Source organism: Nocardioides sp. S5-5, from assembly GCF_054954065.1.
Window position 1 is genome coordinate 526,899 of sequence record NZ_CP199913.1, and the last position, 17,317, is coordinate 544,215.

Sequence of the window (17,317 nt, forward strand, 5' to 3'; positions counted from 1 at the left end):
GCCGCGGCGTCGCGTCCGCTCGCTCCGGGCCGCTCGTGTGCGCACCAGAGCTGAGTGCCCGGCGCGGGGGAGTGGTCCTACCTCGTCGCGTGTCCCGTGACCGTCCGGAGGACGTCGTCAGCCGGCGAGCGGATGTCTCCGCGCCAGGCGACGTGGTGGTCGGGCCGCACCAAGACCTGATCCGAGCCCAGCATCGAGCGCAGCGGCTCGGTGTCACAGCGAACGACCTGTAGGGGCACGCCCCGTCGTGCGGCCGCCTGCTCGAACGCGTCCCCCGTGCTCGCTGACGGGTGACTCAGCAGGGTGAACCACGGGCCCAGCCCGTCTTGGAGCGCTGAACCGTCGCTCATCCACTGATGGGGCAGCAAGCGGCCGGGCGTCGCCCCGCCGTCATCGACGTGGCCGGCGAGGATCAAGGGAGAGCCCGCGTAGGAGTAGTCGAGCTGCAGGCCGAGGCTGTCGAAGTATCTGGGAGCCCTGCCGTCGATCGACGCACCGAGCTTCTCGGCCGGCCGTAGGTCTACCGCCCAGAAGTTGGCCATCGCCCGGTCCATGGTCCGGCGGTGGACCGGACGCCGCTCGATCTCGTAGGTCTCGAGCAGACTCGGATGCGCCCAGCCGGCAACCACCGCCGCCAGCTTCCAGCTCAGGTCGAAGGCGTCGCCGATGCCCATGTTCATCCCGAAGCCACCCGTCGGCGGATGCAGGTGAGCGGCGTCGCCGATGATGAAGGTCCGAGAGCCGCCGTAGGACGAAGCCTGCAGGTCATGCACCCCCCAGCGTTCGATGTCGAGGAGCTCGAACGGGACTTCGGCGCCGATGGACGTGCGAATCATCCGTGCGACGTCCTGGCGGTCGGCCGACGTACCCGCGGCGACGCCCATCGCCTGGACGAACCAGGTTCCTCGGGTGTCCAGTGGGCCGAAGCCGAGAGTGGCCGGGAGCGAAGGGTTGACGACCCAGTAGTGCACCCCCGGTCCGGCGACGATCGTCTCGGCGAGCGTCGGTGCCGAGAAGACCGCGCCGATGCTGCGCGCGACGTCGGCCTCGCCTTCGAACGCGGCCCCGATCAGGTTGCGCACCGTGCTGCGAGCGCCGTCCGCTCCCACGACGTAGCGGGCACGCACCCGAGCCTCCTCGCCGGTCGCGCTCCGCAAGGTCGCGACGACGGCGTCCGTGTGCTCTGCGACATCGGTGAGCTCCCAGCCACGCAGAGGCGCTCGGCCGCGGTCGCACAGCGCACGTTCGAGGACCGACTCGAAGACCGGCTGCGGGAGCCGGGCCGCCTCCTCCGCATATCGGGAGTCTCGGGTCGGTCGCAGCGGGAATGCGTCCTGCACGGTGTGGAGGGGATCCGAGGCCAGACTCGGGACGTAGTACACGTGGGGCGCGTCGTGCCACGGGTACGGCGCCGCAGCCCGCACCTTCTGCGCGAGGCCCAGCGTCCGCAGGATCGACATCGACCGCACGTTGATGTACTTCGCCTTGGGCTGAGCGGCTCGTGCGGTCCGCTTGTCGATCGAGATCGACTCGAGCCCCCGCGCGTGGAGGAAGAGCGACATCGCGAGACCGACCGGGCCGGCTCCCACGACGAGCACGTCTGCTTCCAGTTCTTTGCAATCGCCCATCAGTCAATAGGTCCTGTTCATGAAGCGAGGTGGGCCGGCCGCGGGGATTCGCGACCGGCCCACCTCGACTGGAGAGAGCCGAAGGCACTTCAGTGCCGGTGATAGATCCCCGCCTCGGCGATGATGGACTTGAGGAGATCCCAGACCCCGGACTTGATCGCGCCGAGCTCCTGCTCGCGCTCCTGGGCCGACATGGCATCGAGCTGTTGACGGTCGAGCTTGATCTCCTTGACGACGCGTCCTGGCCGGGTGCCCAGGACGAGTACACGGTCGGAGAGGTGGAGCGCTTCGTCGACCGAGTGGGTGACGAACAGCACCGTGTTCCTCACCCGCGCGTGCAGGTCATGAAGCTCCTCCTGCAGGACCTCGCGGGTGATGGCGTCCGCGCCGCTGAACGGTTCGTCCATCAGCAGCACGGCCGGCCGGCAGACGAGTGCGCGCGCGAGCGCCACGCGCTGCTGCATGCCTCCCGACAGCTGGCCCGCATACCGGGTGCTCGCCTCGGACAGGCCGACGGTGGTCAGCGCATCACGCACGGCCGTCTCGCGATCGCCTGCCGACATGCCGGCGAGTCGCAACGGGAACTCGACGTTCTGGGCGGCGGTCAGCCACGGGAACAGGGCGTAGTGCTGGAACACCACGGCCCGCTCCGGTCCCGGTCTCGTCACCAGCTTCCCGTCGAGGGTCACCGTGCCGCCCTCGGGCTGCTGGAGGCCGGCCAGGATCTCCAACAGGGTGCTCTTGCCGCAGCCGCTCGGGCCCAGGATGCTCACGAACTCCCCGGGCGCCAGCTCGATGGAGACGTCGTCGAGTACGACGACCTCGCCACCGTCGGGTGAGCGGAATCTCTTGGTCAGACCCTCGATGCGGACGTGACCACGTCCCGTGGGCACCGGGACCGAGGGCCGAGCGTTCATCACTGAAGTCGCCACTTTGACATCCTCCGCTCGCCTGCGACGAGTGCGTAGTTGATGACCACGCCGATGACGCCGAGGATGACCAGGGCTGCGTACATCTGCGGGATCTTGAACAGGTACTGACTGCTGATGACCAGGTAGCCGATGCCGTTGTTGGCGCCGATCATCTCGGCGCCGACGAGCACCAGGAAGGAGAACGAGCCGCCGAGGCGGAGCCCGGTCGCGATCGACGGGATGGCGGCGGGCAGCGTCACACGAAGGAACAGGTCCTTGGGCTTGGCGCCGAGGGTCAAGGCTGCCTTGATGAGACGCGGGTCGACACTGCGAGTGCCCGTGATGGTGGTCAACAGGATGGGCCAGGACGCGGCCCAGACCACCATCGCCAGCTGCGACTCGTACCCGATGCCGAAGAACAGCAGGAAGACCGGGAACATCGCCAGCGACGGCAGCTGTCGGAACACCTCGATGAGCGGCCCGAACACCCTCTCGACCGGTTTGAACCAGCCGATGAGGATCCCGAGCGGCACGCACACCAGCGAGGCGACGGCGAACCCGCCGAGGCCGCGCTTCAGCGACGCGAACAGATGGGGCCAGATGTCACCGGTCCGGAACAGCTCGACCAGCGCGTCGCCGACCGTGAGCGGGCTCGGCAGCAGACTCTTGTCGACCATGCCCGCGTCGACGACGACCTGCCAGACCGCGAGGAACCCGGCGATCGGTGCGAACCACCAGACGAGCGCGGGGACGCGACGCCGCTCGGCGACGGACCTCGTCTTCGTCTGCTCGGGAGGGGCCTGCGCCATCACGGCCATCGTGACCTCCGCATCGAAGAAGTGGCGTTGTGTCGGTGGGACGGGTTGCTCGTATCCACGTTCTCACTCACACCCCGTCGGGTTCTGCTCATTGGTGTACCAGGAGTCGGCGTCGACCTTGCCCGGCTCCACCTGCTTGGCATCCTCGAGGAGGGAGATCCAGGTGGTGGACTCGTCAGGGTCGATGCAGAGCCCGTCCGGCCAGGCCGGCGTCGGCACATCGACACTCGGGATCGCGTCGGCGTCCACAGCGATCTGAGCCGCCTCCGTCGGGTTCTCGGCGATCCACTGGGTGGCCTCGGTCATCGCCGCGATCCACGCGGAGACGACATCGGGGTGGTCCTTCACGAAGTCCGAGCGCATGGTGTAGACGGTGTACAGCTTGTCTGACGGCAGGAGGTCGCTCTCCCAGGCGATCCGCTCCATCCCGGCGGCGGCAGCCTCGTTGTCCGCGATCCAGGGATCCATGACCGGGAGGACGTTGCCGATGACATCGACCTGGTCGCTGTCGAGAGCCTGCGGCATGTTGGCATAGGGCACGACGACCTTCTTGACCTTGGAGGGGTCTCCGCCCGCGTTCTTGACCCAGGCGTCCAGGCCGATGTCGATGGTGGAGCCGACGTTGGCGATGGCGACGCGCTTGCCCTCGAGATCGGCGGCGGAGGTGATGCCGGAGTCCTTCTTCGTCCAGACGCCGAAGTTGTGGAAGTCCGGGGACGTGACGAAGCCGGCGGCCACAGCGGTGACGTCGGCGCCGTTGCCGCGGCTGACGATGGGCGCGGAGACTCCGGCGCCGGCCGTCACATCGAGCTCACCGCTGGCCAGGAGCGGGATCCAGGCGACCCCGCCGACCTTGGCGGGGACGATCTCGACGTCGAGGTTGTAGGCCTTGAAGAACCCCTTCGCCTTGGCGATGTACTCCGGCAGGAGGTCGGTCCCGGCGCCCTGCTTGAAGTCGAAGGGCTTGTCGAGCCTGTAGGTCTCCCGCATCTCCTGGGTGGCCGCCTTGACGGGCGCCGCGTCCTCCTTGCTGTTGTTGGCGTCTCCGTCGCCCGAACCACAGCCCGCAAGAGCAAATGCCAGCGTCATGGCGAGCGCGGTCGCCGCTCGGCGCCGAACACGAAGGGTGAGCATGTCTACTCCATCTGTAGGGGTGAACGCCGTCGGGTGGAACGTCTTCGGCCGGCGAGCTAACTTGCTTTCGTGCAAGCAAGTTAGGACGTGGCGCCGACCTGTGTCAACGGTCACACCGCAGGTTTCTGGCGGAGCCCGCGACTGTTGACGACTTCCGAGAGCGCGGATAGTTTGCTTGCGTGCAAGTAAGCGACACCGTGACGTGGATCGCCGGGGCAGGTGGCCTCGGCCGGGTGATGGCCGCACGCCTCGCCCAGACTCCCGAGCTGGGCCCCGTCCGCCTGATCGCCTGCCGCGAGGGCGGTGGCTCGGCCCGCGACCTTGCCGACGGTCTGACGGTGAGCTTCCCGAGCGGCCCGGTGCAGGCGAGGCCGGAGGTGACGGCGCTGGACGAGCTCGACGCGAGGGCCGCCGCACCGGCGGTGGTCATTCTCTGCGTCAAGGGCGGTGACACCAGCAGGGTGATGGCCGCTCTCGCACCTCGTCTCGGCGACGCGACGGTGGTCGTCTCGCCCCAGAACGGGCTGCACGCCCTGCGCCTGGCCGACTCGCTCGGTCCGCATCGGGTGGTCGGTGCCATGCTCGCCTTCGACGGCCAGCGCACGGGCCCGTCGTCCGCGGCGCAGACGCGTCGCACCCCGACCATCCGGATCGGAACCGTCACGGATCAACCCGACCTGGCGGCCTCGGCGAAGAGCGCGATGGAGAGACTCGCGCCGACCACGGTCGTCTCGGACCTTCCGGCAGCCCTGTGGGGCAAGCTCGTGCTGAACGCGGCGGGCAACGCGGTGAGCGCGGTGCTGAATCGTACGATGCGCGGGGTGCTCGACGATCGCCGTGCTCTCGAGCTGTGCATTCGACTGCTCATCGAGGGGCTGGCGGTGGCCGACGCGGCCGGCATCGCCGTGACTGCCGGAGATCTCGGTGGCTTGGACCCGGACGAGTTCGCCTCGGCCGACGCGATCGACGAGCGCTTGCGGAGCCGGTTCGCGCACGCTCATCGCGGCGTGAGGGACCTGCGATCCAGCATGTGCCGTGACCTGCAGGACGGTCGCGTGACCGAGACCGACTGGCTCAACGGTGAGATCGCCCGCACCGGTGCCCGCCATGGGGTGATGACCCCGTTCCACGACGAGATTCGCCGGCGCATCAAGAGGCTCGAAGCACGCCCGAGCGCCACCTTCTGATCAGTCGCCTGCCGGCCGCAGGTCGAACCCGCCCGCTAGAGAGAGACGCCACACATGTCCATCCGCTCATTGTTGGTGACGCCGTCACTGAGACCGAAGATCCTGCTCAAGGCCCTCGCCAGTGAGGCCGACGCCGTCCTCCTGGAACTGGAGGACGGCGTCCACCCCAGCCGCAAGGCCGAGGCACGTGCAGCCCTGGTCCAGCTCTTCGAGGAGCGTCGCGGATCAGGAAAGCGGGCCATCGTCCGGATCAACGACATCCACACGCCTGACGGTGTCGCGGATCTGCGAGCACTGGCGATGGCCGGTGCCGAGGAGCTGATGCTCCCGAAGGTGCGGCGACTGGCCGAGATCGAGCTCGCCGACGACCTCCTCAGGAGAGCCGAGGGGGACGCGGCGCTGCCGGTCCACTCGGTCGGGCTGTGGGTGATGATGGAGACGACCGAGGGCGTCCTCAATGCCGACGAGATCCTGGCGCACCGCCGGGTGCGTGGTGTTCTCATGGGCAGTGGGGACCTGTCGGCCGAGCTCATGGTCAGTCGTATCGGATTGGGCGCGAACCGGACCCTGTGGGACTTCCCGATGGAGCTTCTCTATGCGAAGCAGCGCTGCCTGCTCGCGGCGCGTGCCTATGGACTGATCGCGATCGACACGGGAGTGACCAACTTCCGCGACCTGGATGCGACCGAGCACGCCGGACGCATCGCCGCTCAGATGGGCTTCGACGGCTGCCTCGCGTTGAGCCCGCGCCAGCTCGATGTCATCCACGGCTGCTTCACCCCGCTGAAGGAGGACTACGAGTGGGCGCGAGCGGCCCTGGAGGCCATCCGCGCGGCCGAGCGCAGTGGAGAGACCGTCACCGTGCTCAACGGCGAGATGATCGAGGGTCCGTTGATCCGTAACGCGGGGACCATCGTCCGCCGCTACGAGCGTGCCAACCCGCCGGTCGAGCGTGACCAGGCGGAGCTGACGTGAGCACCACTTTGGCATCACTCATCTCCCCATCCTCGGTGGCGCTGATCGGTGCCGGAGATGACGCGACGACGTTCTCCGGGGCGCCGCTGGCGAACCTGTTGCGGCATCGGTGGGGTGGCCGGATCTACCCCGTGAACCCCAGCCGCGAGACGGTGCGCGAGCTGACGTGCTATCCGACCCTGACCGAGCTGCCGGAGCCTCCTGAGGCCGCGGTCATCACGATCGCGGCACGTCATGCCGTCGAGGCGGTCGCCGAGTGCGCCCGAGCAGGCGTGAAGACCGTGACCCTGGTCAGCTCCGGTTTCGGCGAGGGCGCGGCAGGAGCCTCGGGTGCCGCGCTCCAGGCCGAGCTCAGATCCGTGCTCGCCGCCACTGACATGCGTCTGCTGGGCCCGAACACCACCGGCGTCATCAATCTGTGGGACGGCTTCGTGCCGCGGGCCGCCCACAACCACCTCGATCCGAGCCGACTGCGAGCAGGGCGGGTCGCCCTGGTGACCCAGAGCGGGGCCTGCAGCAACATCGTGTTCAACCGGGCACAGCGCGCAGGGGTCGCCGTCGGCTGTGTGATCGCGGCAGGAGGGCAGATCGACCTCAGCGTCTGGGAGCTCGCCGAGGCGCTCGTCGACGATGTACGCGTCAAGGTCGTGATGATGGTCGTGGAGGACCTCAGCGACGGACCGGCGTTGGAGGCAGCCGCACGTCGTGCGGCCGTGCTGGGCAAGTCCCTGGTCCTGCTGAAGCTCGGCCAGGGCGATGCCGGGAGTGCCGCCGTCTTGGCACACTCCGCCTCTCTGGCCGGCGACGCCGACGTGCAGCGAGCGGTGTGTCATGCGCTCGGAGTGCACTGGGTCGAGGACTTCGACTCGCTGTGGGCCGTCGCCTCGCTGCTGGACCACTGGGGACCGCCGACGCGGTCCGGCGGACGCCTCGGTGTCATCGCGTTCTCCGGAGGAGAAGGCGCGTTGATCGCCGACGCCGCCGAACGCGTGGGACTGACGCTTCCGCAGCCCGGTCCGACGATGAGCGCGATCGTGCAGCAGGACTTCGCCTACGCCGTCGCCGCAAACCCCTTCGATCCGTCCGGCGAGGTCATCGGTGACCCGACCAAGCTGACGTCGGCGATCCGGGCCTTCTGCGAGGACCCTGCCTACAGCGAGCTGCTCCTGGCGTCACCGATCTTCGGTGAGGGACTGGCATCCAAGCTCTACCCCCACGTCTCCGAGGCGTTGGCGGGCCTCGACGCCAGAGTGGTGCTGTCGTCGTGGAGGGTGGAGGGACTGACGGAGGTTCAAGACCGGTTCCAGCAGGACCAGCAGCGCCCGGTCATCGACGACTCGGCCCGCGCGGTGCGGGCCATCGCCGCCTACTACGACGTGCGCCTCGGTGCGGCCTCAGCCGCTGAGGAGCTGCTCACCTGTCCCGGTGCCGAGCATGACGTCGTCCTGGTCAGCTCGGACAGCGCCTACTCGGTGGTCCGGGCCGCCCTGGCGGGGGCTGGGCTCCGGTTCGGCAAGGCGCAGATCGTGGGCCCGCACGAGGATCCTGGTCCGGCGGCCGCGACCGTCGGGTTCCCCCTGGTCGCGAAGGCGGACGTCGCGAGTACGACGCACAAGTCGGCACTGGGCCTCGTCGTGACGGGCGTGAGCTCGCCAGCGAGGCTGAGCGAGGAGACCGCGCGGCTCCTGGGCCACGCCGATGGGGTGGTCCTCGAGGAGCAGGTCGGCGGCGAGCTCCAGGTGTTTCTCGGCATTCATCGTGATCCGTCGTTCGGCCCGATGCTCGTCTTGGGATCGGGGGGAGTCTCTGTCGAGGCTCAGTCCGACACCGTGCTCGTGCCGTTGCGACACGGTGACGTCGCGTCGATCAGGACGGCCTTCTTGCAGACTGCCGTCGGCAGGTACCTGAGCAGCCGGTCGGAGGTGGTCGTCGAGAGCGTGATCGACCAGGCCCGGCTGATGGCTCGCTGGTTCGCCTCTCAGGCCCACCTGTCCTCGGTCGAGGTGAATCCTGCCTTCGTCGACCTCGGAGCCGAGACCGTCACCTGCGCGGACGCGCGGGTCAACTAGTGAAGGAGTTCAGTGTGAACGATACGTCCGTGTGGGGTCAGTGGTCGCCCGTCGAGGGCAAGGACTTCGAAGACGTCATCTACGAGAAGAAGGAGCACCTGGAGTACGGCGCCCGGCTCGCCCGGATCACGATCAACCGACCCCAGCGCTACAACTCCCTGACGGCGCGTGGTCTCGAGGAGATCTACTCGGCGCTCGACGATGCCAGTCATGACGACGAGGTCGGGGCGGTCGTGCTCACCTCGACCGGGGAGAAGGCGTTCTGCACGGGCGGTGACGTCAGCTTCGAGGCCGCAGGCGGCACCCGGCGGATCTACTACTACGAGCCGCAGCCCAACCACCACATCCGGCTCTGTAGGAAGCCGGTGATCGCCGCGGTGAAGGGCTACGCGATCGGCGCGGGCAATCACCTCGCGTACTTCTGCGACTTCACGATCGCTGCCGAGAACGCGATCTTCGGGCAGAGCGGCCCCAAGATCGGGAGCCCGATCGATGGCTACGTGGTCAACTACCTCGTCGACGTGGTCGGTGCCAAGCGGGCGCGGGAGATCTGGATGCTCTGCCGCAAGTACGACGCGCAGCAGGCTCTCGACATGGGTCTGGTGAACACGGTCGTCCCCATCGATCAGCTCGATGAGGAGGTCGACCAGTGGGCCGAGGAGATCCTCGCGAAGTCCCCGTCGTGCATCTCGATCCTCAAGGCGAGCTTCGATGCCAAGATCGACCACCTGGTCGCGGGAACGGGACGCATCGGTGCGCAGATGCATCCGCACTTCTTCGAGGGTCCCGAGCCGAAGGAGGGGCAGGACGCCTTCTTCGAGAAGCGCAAGCCCAACTTCTGGAAGGTGCGGCGCGAGGCACGCTCATAGCTCGGCTCCGCGGCACCGTGGTTCGGGCCTCAGCGGGAGGAGGTCTCACTCCTCCCGCGGGGGCCCGGCTGTCTCTGAGGCCCTGCCGTCAGCGGTCGAGGAGCGACGACGCGGCGCTAGGGTGCTGCGAGGACCGCCCGTCCCGCCGTCAGGAGCAACGCCTCGACCTCCACCGAGTTCGTGTGCAGCTGGCGCGTCATCATGGCTCCGTCTCGCAGGAGCAGCAGCTGGGCGGCCTTCGCCTGAGGGTCGCCGACCCCGAGCTCGTCGAGCAAGCGCTCTGCTTGGGCCGTCAGCCAGGCGTGATGGCGGACGATGACGGCCCAGCCGGGGTGGTCCGTCCCCGCGAGCTCGGCTCGCGCATTGACGAACGGGCATCCGCGGAACTGTTCCCCGCAGCTCACCTCTGCCACGCGCCCGGCGTACCAGGTGAGCACCGCGCACGGATCGCGGAGCTCGTCGATCCGTGCGCTGATGATCGACGCCTCCGTCTCGGCCTGCGCCTCGAGGTAGGCCACCACCAAGTCGGCCTTGGTCGCGAAGTACCGATAGAAGGTCACCTTGGACACGCCGGCCTCGGCGATGAGCCGATCCGCGCTCACCGAACCGATGCCGTCGGCGTAGTACCGCGTCCGCGCGGCCTCGAGGATGCGCGCGCGTGCAGACCCGCGTCCGTCGACCACGGTGCGTCTCCTCTCGCTCCTTGCCGGCACATTCTGACACGCCCTACGATGTGTACGTACTAGTACGTCCACTTAGGAGCTCGAGATGCCTACGAAGATTCTGTACACAGCCGTCGCAACCTCCACCGGCGATGGCCGTAACGGCCATGCGCGCACCAGCGACGGCCTGCTGGACATCGAGGTCCGCACGCCGGCGGAGATGGGTGGCCCCGGTGGTGCCACCAACCCGGAGCAGCTGTTCGCCGCGGGCTATGCCGCGTGCTTCCACTCCGCGCTCAAGGGCACCACGAAGCTGCACGGTGTCGAGATCGTCGACTCGTCGGTGAGCGCCGAGGTCGGCATCGGGCGCAACGACGCCGGCGGCTACGGACTCTCCGTCACCTTGCGCGTGAGCCTCGGTGGTGGCGTCGCCCGGTCGGACGCCGAGCGTGCCGTGGCGACCGCGCACGAGATCTGTCCCTACTCGAACTCCGTGCGCGGGAACATCGACGTGGAGCTGCTCGTCGAGGTCGCCTGACCTGTGCTCTGCGCCGGTGCGCTGAGTCTCAACGGTGACGGAGGCTCAGCCTCGAGTCGGTGACGTGAGGCTGGATCCACCGATCTCCCGCCGCTGCGCGCCAGATCGGTGGATCCAGGCTCTCAGCGGGAGTTGCGATCGTCGCGGAACCTGACCGGCTTGGTCCGCACGCCGAGTCCGGTCAGCTCCGCGGTACCCCCGATCGGTACGACGGCGACCTCGACCCTCACTCCGAGGCGAGCACGCAGCTCGGTGGCGATGGTCTCGGCGTCCCCGGCCTCGGAGGAGGAGAGCTCCACCGTCACCGTCATGGTGTCGACGTTGTCCTTGCGCGACGTCACGCAGATGTACTCGCCGTTCGCCCGAGGGTGCTCGGTCGCGATGCGTCCGACGTCCTCGGGGTAGATGTTGAGTCCCCTCAGCTTGACCATCGTGTCGGACCGTCCCAGGAATCCCGCGATGCGCCGGCTGGGTTGACCGCACGCGCATGCCGCGTCGGGCAGATGTGCGCTCCGGTCGAGCGTGTTGAATCGCACGATCGGAAAGGCCTCGTTGTAGAGGCTCGTGAACACGAGCTGGCCGCGTTCGCCGTCGGCGAGCAGCACCCCGGTCTCCTCGTCGTGGACATGGACCACGTGGGCGTCGTCGCTGTAGTGGATCCCGGCATGCGCCCGGCACTCCCCGCCGGGTGTCTGCAGCTCATAGGTCCCATAGAGCCCGTACGCCGGCACTCCGCCCCAGGCGGCGCTCGCCAGCGCGGGGTCGCCGCCACACACGATGGTCCGGAGAGCGAAGTCCGTCGCCGGATCCATCCCGATCTCGCGGGCCACCCCGGCGAGATGCACGAGGTAGTCGGACATCCCGATCCACGCCGTCGCCCGGTACTGATGGGCCATGGTGACCTGGAGCCGCGACGAGGTCACATTGCCCGTCGACACGGGTAGCACCATCGCCCCGAGCCAGCGGTAGGCGCCTTCATGCATCGTGGTCGCCGCGTTGTGGGGCCCGTAGCCGAACGAGTTCATCACGACGTCGCCGGCCCCGATGCCTGCCGCCCAGAGATGGCGCGCCTGGATGAGCTCCCCGATCTCGCGGTCGCGCGCGCTGTGGATGACCGGACGCGGGGAACCCGTCGTGCCGCCGGAGAAGAGCACGCGATGAGGGGTGGTGCCATCCACGGGCCGCTGGTGCTGCCCGAACGGAGGGGCGGCCTCGATGCTCGCCCGCAGGTCGTTGACGGTGAACTGGGGGACCCGTGCCAGGTCGCCGAGCTCATCGATGTCGTTCGGCTCGAAGCCGTGGCCCGCCCAGAGCTGCCGGTAGAAGGGCAGTTGCGCGGCTCGCGCCAGGACCGCCCGCAGGCGGGCCAGACTGCGTGCCTGGCGCTCGTCCGCGGTGATCGCGCTCAGCTCCGCGACGTGGCGCGGCGGAGGGGGGTAGTCGCGGGCGATGGCCGCCGGCGACACCGCCTCGTGATAGGCGAGCGTTCCGGGCGTCGTCGGCGTCCGATTCACAGCTCCACCCATCCGCCGAGGCCGAACCGGTCGAGCGCGTCGGGATCGAAGTCGACGCCCGTGCCGATCACGTCGGGCACGGTGACCGCGCCGTCCGTGATCTCCAGCTCGTAGGTCATCAGGTCATCCCACCAGGTCATGTACTCCACCCAGGACGGGCGTGCGGGGGCTGCGGACATCAGTTGCGTGCAGATGTGCGGGTACACGTGTGGGGTCAAGATGGTCCTGGTCGTCTCCAGGAGTCCGGCCGTGGACACCCAGCCCGAGATGCCGCCGACCCGCTCGAGGTCGACCACCGCATAGGCCAGTCCGGTCGCGGCCAGTTGCCTGAAGCCCTCGGGGAGATACTCGTTCTCGCCGCTCGCGATCGGCACCGCGGAGTTCGCGACCACGTGGGCCAGGCCGTCGTAGTCGTTGTGGGCCACGGGCTCCTCGAGCCAGCGGGGGGCGAACTGCGCGAACCGGCGCGACGCCTCGACCGCCTCGTGCGGTGTGTAGTACTGCACGGCGTCGAGCATGATCACGAGGTCGTCCGGAGTGTTCTCCCGGACCAAGCGGACGCGGGCGACATCGCGCTCGATCGTGTTGCGCCCGACGCGGATCTTGCAGGCTCTGAATCCCCTCTCAACGAGCCGGTGGGTCTCCGCGACCAGATCCTCGTCCGACTCGGTCAGCATCAGGCCGCTCCAATAGACGGGGACACGATCATGCGCGCGTCCCAGGAACGTCGAGAGGCTCACGCCCAGCCGGCGACACCGAAGGTCATGCACCGCCATGTCCAACGCCGAGAGGCCGAAGACCGCGCTTCCCTTGAGGCCGAGGAAGTTGATGTCATTGCGCATCGTCGCGTGGATCGCGCCGACCGCGTCGGGCGACCTCCCCCGTACGACGTCTGCGACGTGTTCGACCGCCGTCATGAGGACCTTGATCTGGGACTCCGTCACGCACCACAGGTAGGCGTCGCCCGCGGCCCCGTCCTCGTCGGTGACGCGCACGGCGACGCCGTAGATCGAGTCGATGACGTAGTTGGGTGTGACGATCGGCTTGGCGAACGGCAGGCGGATCGGTCTGGCGGCCACGCGCGCGATCGACGCGCTCAGGATCCCGGTCTCCGGTGGCGGCGCTGCAGTAGAAGTCATGAGAACCTTTCGACGCGACCGAACCTACTTGCTCGCAAGCAAGGTGTCGAGAGGGCTATGGTGTCCTGGTCAGTCGGAGCCCGTTCGGGCGGAGCGGAACGGCGGTGAGCAGTGGCCGAACGAGTTGTCAGCCGCGAGACGATTATCGATGTCGCGGCCAGGCTGTTCGCCGAGCGGACCTACCTCGGCGCGAATCTTCACGACGTCGCCAAAGAGCTCAATGTCACCCGGCAGGCGCTCTACTACCACTTCGAGAAGAAGCACGACATCCTGTTCGCCGTCTTCGAGCGGCTCTTCCGGGAGCTCAACGCGGCGGCTGACGCGATCGCCGACACGGGTGAATCGTCCTTCGCCAACCTCCTTCACAACCACATCGCCTTTCTCGCGAACCACCCGGACCTGGCCAAGCTGAGCACCGAGGAGCATCAGCATCTGCCGGCCGAGATGGCCCAGGCGGTCATCGAGATGCGCGAGCTCTACCTGAACCGGTTCTACGACGCCTATCGCTCAGGCGCCGAGGCCGGGCAGCTCAGCCCCGTGGACCCGCGGATCGCCGTCCAGCTGTCGATGGGTGCGGCGAACTGGCTGCACCGGTGGTACCGGCCCTCCGGAGACCTGTCCCCGACCGACATCGCCGACCTCGCCGTCAAGACGCTGCTGTCCGGCTTCGCCTCGGGAGACGAGGCGTCCCTCAAGCGCCTCGAGTCCATCGGCGCCGAGAGCTGATCTCGATCCATCCTCGTCGCGGTCAATCCAGCGAGAGTCCTGCTGCCGGGGTGATCCGGGACGCCCTGCGCGACGGGAGCACCGCGGCGACCAGGCCGGCGAGCCCGGAGGCCGTGACGACCAGGGCGAGCTGACCCCAGGGCAGCACCAGGCTCGCGCCGTCGACCGCGGGCTGCACCAGCGCGCGGACGGCGGTCCAGGCGAACAGCACGCCCAGCGCGGTGCCGAGCACGGTCGCCACGACGGACAGCAGGACCGCCTCGGCGGCCAGCATCCGACGTACCTGCCGGCGGGTGAGGCCGAGCGCCCGCAGCAGGGCGTGCTCGCGGCCGCGCTCCAACACGGACAGGCCGAGGGTGTTGCCGATGCCGACCAGCGCGATGAGGACGGCGATCGCGAGCAGGCCGACGACGCCGCCGGTGAGCACGTCGAGCTGGGTGTCGACGTACGCCCGCCACGCGAGGCCGTTCTCCACGCCGGCGTCGACGGGGGCGGCGACCGCCTCGACCGAGCCGGCGAGGTCCTCGGGGTCGGCGTCCTTCGCGGCGCGCAGCCACACCGCCTGGGTGGTGGCGTCGGGGACGAGCAGGTCGAGCGTCGTACGACGGACCAGGGCGGCCTCGCCCCAGCCCTCGCCGCCGGCCACGCGCAGCTTCCGGGTGGTGTCGCCGACCGTGACGGGCACCAGGTCGCCGACCTCGACCCCGTCGCCGATCAGGTCCCACGGGACCAGCACCTGGCGGGGACCGGGTCGCGGCAGGTCGCCGTGCAGCACCTTCGCGTCGCCGGCGGCCGTGGCAGGAAGGAGCGGGAGCGGGGCGAGGTCGCCGATCCGAGCGACCACGCCGGGCACGGGCACCGCGGCCACGACCCCGTCGATCGCCCGCAGCCTGTCCAGCGTGTCGGCGGGCAGGGGAGCGGTGCCGGTGACGGCGAGGTCGATCGGGTGCTGCTCGTCCATGTCGGCGGCGAGGGCCGAGCGGGAGCTGGCCATGCCGGTCAGCACGGCGGTCGTGAGCGTGACGCCGACGAGCAGCGAGGCCGCGGTGGCCGCCGTACGACGCGGGTTGCGCACCGCGTTGCCGGCAGCCAGCCGCCCGGCCGGCCCGAGCAGCCGCTGGGTGAGCGGCCCGGCGGCCCGGATCAGGGCGGGCACCAGGACCGGACCGAAGAGCAGCACGCCGACGAAGACCAGGGTGCCGCCGACCGCCAGGGCGCCGACGCCGGCGGTGGCGATCGCGGCGGCCAGGCCCAGCCCACCGAGGGCCAGGGAGAGGACGCCGAGGGCCAGCCGGATCCGGCCGGTGCGGGTGCGGACCTGGGTGCTGTCGTCGGGACGCAGGGCGGCGAGCGGGCTGACCTGGACCGCGCGGCGGGTCGGCAGCCAGGCCGCCACCAAGGTGACCAGGACGGCGACGGCCGCGGAGCCGGCGAGCCACGGGAGCGTCACGTGCGCCGTACCGAGCCTGGTCTCCGGCCACTGCGTGCGGACCAGCGCGACCAGGCCGTGTCCCGCACCGAGACCGGCCAGGACGCCGATGACGGCGGCCAGCACCCCGAGCGCGAGCGACTCCAGCCGCACCGAGCGCAGCACCTGGCGCCGGGTCGCGCCGACGCAGCGCAGCAGCGCGAAGTCGTGGGTCCGCTGCGCGAACAGGATGGTGAACGTGTTGTTGATGACCAGGACCCCCACCACGAGGGCGATGGCGCCGAACAGCAGCACGACGATCTGAACGATGTCGACGCCGCTGTCGACCTGCTGCTGCAGGTCCTGGACGTAGCCGTCGACGGACTCGACCTCCGCGTCCGGCACGGCGGCGCGGATCGTCGTCGCCGGGTCCGGGCCGGCCCAGGCGAGGCTGGTCACGAAGAGCTGGTCCTGCCAGCGGGCGAGGTCGGACCAGAGCACGTAGACCGAGGCGTAGGCGTAGGTCGACGGCGAGTCGACCAGCCCGACCACGGTGACGTCGAGCGCGCCGGCACCGGTGCCGATCCGCAGCTCGTCGCCGACCGCGATCTCGTCGACCTTGGCGGTGTTGGTGTCGACCACCGCCTCGCCCGGACCGCCCGGGAACCGGCCCTGCACCAGCTCCTGCCACCGCCGGCTCGGCCGGTCGGGCAGCTGACCGATGTCGGTGTCGGAGTCGACGACGGTGCCGCCGACCGCGACCTGCTGCATGGTCCAGCCGATCAGCCACGCGTCGGCGCCTTCTCGCCGGGCGGCGTCGAGGAGCTCTCCCGTGTCGGCGGCGGACGGGCTGTCGACGACGGCGGTGGCGCCGTCGTACGGCTCCCCGAGGCCGGCGGTCAGGCCCTGCCGCATCGCCGAGGACAGGGCGGCGGTCACCACGATGAACGCGGAGCCGATGACGACGGCGAGCAGAGCGGCGCCGTACCGGCGGGTGTGGGTGCGCAGTGACGCCAGGATCACGGTGCGCATCAGGCGGCCACCTGGCGCTGCTCGGTGATCCGGCCGTCGGCGAGGACGACGATGTCGTCGGCGTACCCCGCGGCGTCGATCTCGTGCGTCACCATCACGACGGTCTGGCCGAGCTCGCGCACCGACTGGCGCAGCAGCGAGAGCACCTCGGCCGAGCTGGTGCTGTCGAGGTTGCCGGTCGGCTCGTCCGCGAACACGATCGCCGGTCCCGCGAGCAGCGCCCGCGCGATCGCGACCCGCTGCTGTTGCCCACCCGACAGCTCGGCCGGCCGATGGCCGAGGCGCTCGGTGAGCCCGAGGGTCTCGACGATCGCCGCGAACCGCTGCTGCGCGTCGGAGCTGCGGGTGCGGCCGGCGAGCTCGGTGGGCAGCCAGATGTTCTGCTCGGCGCTCAGCATCGGCAGCAGGTTGAACGCCTGGAACACGAACCCCACGTGGTCGCGCCGGAACCGGGTCAGTGCGTCGTCCCCCAGACTCTCCAGCGGCTGCCCGGCCACCGTGACGGTGCCTGCCGTCGGCTGGTCGAGCCCGGCCAGGCAGTGCATCAGCGTGGACTTGCCCGAGCCGGACGGGCCCATGATCGCGGTGAACCGGCCCGCGGGCAGGTCGAGGTCGACGCCGCGCAGGGCGTGGACCAGCGTGTCGCCGCGGCCGAAGGACTTGGTGAGGCCGCGAGCGCTGGCGGCGAGCAGGGAGGTCATGGCATC

At 69.5% G+C, this 17,317-nt stretch carries 15 protein-coding genes; 6 read left to right on the plus strand and 9 right to left on the minus strand.

Going from position 1 to position 17,317, the window contains the following annotated elements; all coding sequences use genetic code 11:
- Positions 1-77: 77 nt before the first annotated feature.
- The 4 genes from ACUP6Y_RS02460 to ACUP6Y_RS02475 all read right to left on the minus strand — a co-directional run bounded on the left by ACUP6Y_RS02460 (position 78) and on the right by ACUP6Y_RS02475 (position 4,491).
- A complete protein-coding gene (locus ACUP6Y_RS02460; RefSeq protein WP_462554023.1) occupies positions 78-1,598 on the minus strand; it encodes an FAD-dependent monooxygenase in 1,521 nt (506 codons plus the stop codon).
- A gap of 119 nt (positions 1,599-1,717) precedes the next feature.
- A complete protein-coding gene (locus ACUP6Y_RS02465; RefSeq protein WP_462554024.1) occupies positions 1,718-2,560 on the minus strand; it encodes an ABC transporter ATP-binding protein in 843 nt (280 codons plus the stop codon).
- The gene (locus ACUP6Y_RS02470; protein WP_462554025.1) at positions 2,545-3,348 is read right to left on the minus strand and encodes an ABC transporter permease; all 804 of its coding nucleotides are present in this window, start codon (positions 3,346-3,348) and stop codon (positions 2,545-2,547) included. Before ACUP6Y_RS02470 ends, ACUP6Y_RS02465 begins: the two co-directional genes overlap by 16 nt.
- Positions 3,349-3,420: 72 nt before the next feature.
- Entirely contained in the window at positions 3,421-4,491 is a 1,071-nt protein-coding gene (locus ACUP6Y_RS02475; protein WP_462554026.1) for an ABC transporter substrate-binding protein, read from the minus strand.
- A gap of 197 nt (positions 4,492-4,688) precedes the next feature.
- Here ACUP6Y_RS02475 and ACUP6Y_RS02480 point away from each other — a divergent pair, with 197 nt between their 5' ends.
- From ACUP6Y_RS02480 to ACUP6Y_RS02495, 4 genes are read left to right on the plus strand one after another with little or no spacing between them, the layout of a single operon-like run.
- Positions 4,689-5,678 carry a ketopantoate reductase family protein gene (locus ACUP6Y_RS02480; RefSeq protein WP_462554027.1) on the plus strand — a complete coding sequence of 330 codons (990 nt, stop codon included), beginning with the start codon at positions 4,689-4,691 and terminating at the stop codon, positions 5,676-5,678.
- Between the two features lie 54 nt (positions 5,679-5,732).
- The gene (locus tag ACUP6Y_RS02485; RefSeq protein WP_462554029.1) at positions 5,733-6,653 is read left to right on the plus strand and encodes an HpcH/HpaI aldolase/citrate lyase family protein; all 921 of its coding nucleotides are present in this window, start codon (positions 5,733-5,735) and stop codon (positions 6,651-6,653) included.
- Entirely contained in the window at positions 6,650-8,722 is a 2,073-nt protein-coding gene (locus tag ACUP6Y_RS02490; protein ID WP_462554030.1) for an acetate--CoA ligase family protein, read from the plus strand. Before ACUP6Y_RS02485 ends, ACUP6Y_RS02490 begins: the two co-directional genes overlap by 4 nt.
- Positions 8,723-8,736: 14 nt before the next feature.
- The gene (locus ACUP6Y_RS02495) at positions 8,737-9,591 is read left to right on the plus strand and encodes an enoyl-CoA hydratase-related protein (protein ID WP_462554032.1); all 855 of its coding nucleotides are present in this window, start codon (positions 8,737-8,739) and stop codon (positions 9,589-9,591) included.
- Positions 9,592-9,707: 116 nt separating this feature from the next.
- On the opposite strand, the gene ACUP6Y_RS02500 is transcribed toward ACUP6Y_RS02495, so the two are convergent.
- Positions 9,708-10,274: a TetR/AcrR family transcriptional regulator gene (locus ACUP6Y_RS02500; protein ID WP_462554033.1), complete on the minus strand. Its 567-nt coding sequence runs from the start codon at positions 10,272-10,274 to the stop codon at positions 9,708-9,710.
- Positions 10,275-10,359: 85 nt separating this feature from the next.
- Here ACUP6Y_RS02500 and ACUP6Y_RS02505 point away from each other — a divergent pair, with 85 nt between their 5' ends.
- Positions 10,360-10,791, plus strand: a complete 432-nt coding sequence (locus tag ACUP6Y_RS02505) for an organic hydroperoxide resistance protein (RefSeq protein ID WP_462554034.1) — start codon at positions 10,360-10,362, stop codon at positions 10,789-10,791.
- Between the two features lie 122 nt (positions 10,792-10,913).
- Here ACUP6Y_RS02505 and ACUP6Y_RS02510 read toward each other — a convergent pair whose 3' ends face one another.
- Complete coding sequence (locus ACUP6Y_RS02510; protein ID WP_462554035.1) at positions 10,914-12,305, minus strand: phenylacetate--CoA ligase family protein; 1,392 nt, start codon at positions 12,303-12,305, stop codon at positions 10,914-10,916.
- Complete coding sequence (locus ACUP6Y_RS02515) at positions 12,302-13,444, minus strand: mandelate racemase/muconate lactonizing enzyme family protein (protein ID WP_462554036.1); 1,143 nt, start codon at positions 13,442-13,444, stop codon at positions 12,302-12,304. Before ACUP6Y_RS02515 ends, ACUP6Y_RS02510 begins: the two co-directional genes overlap by 4 nt.
- Before the next feature lie 111 nt (positions 13,445-13,555).
- Here ACUP6Y_RS02515 and ACUP6Y_RS02520 point away from each other — a divergent pair, with 111 nt between their 5' ends.
- Positions 13,556-14,170, plus strand: a complete 615-nt coding sequence (locus ACUP6Y_RS02520) for a TetR family transcriptional regulator (protein ID WP_462554037.1) — start codon at positions 13,556-13,558, stop codon at positions 14,168-14,170.
- A gap of 22 nt (positions 14,171-14,192) precedes the next feature.
- On the opposite strand, the gene ACUP6Y_RS02525 is transcribed toward ACUP6Y_RS02520, so the two are convergent.
- Together ACUP6Y_RS02525 and ACUP6Y_RS02530 are read right to left on the minus strand one after the other, a co-directional pair.
- Positions 14,193-16,610 carry an ABC transporter permease gene (locus tag ACUP6Y_RS02525; protein ID WP_462554038.1) on the minus strand — a complete coding sequence of 806 codons (2,418 nt, stop codon included), beginning with the start codon at positions 16,608-16,610 and terminating at the stop codon, positions 14,193-14,195.
- Positions 16,610-17,311, minus strand: a complete 702-nt coding sequence (locus ACUP6Y_RS02530) for an ABC transporter ATP-binding protein (RefSeq protein WP_462554039.1) — start codon at positions 17,309-17,311, stop codon at positions 16,610-16,612. Before ACUP6Y_RS02530 ends, ACUP6Y_RS02525 begins: the two co-directional genes overlap by 1 nt.
- Positions 17,312-17,317 lie beyond the last annotated feature (6 nt).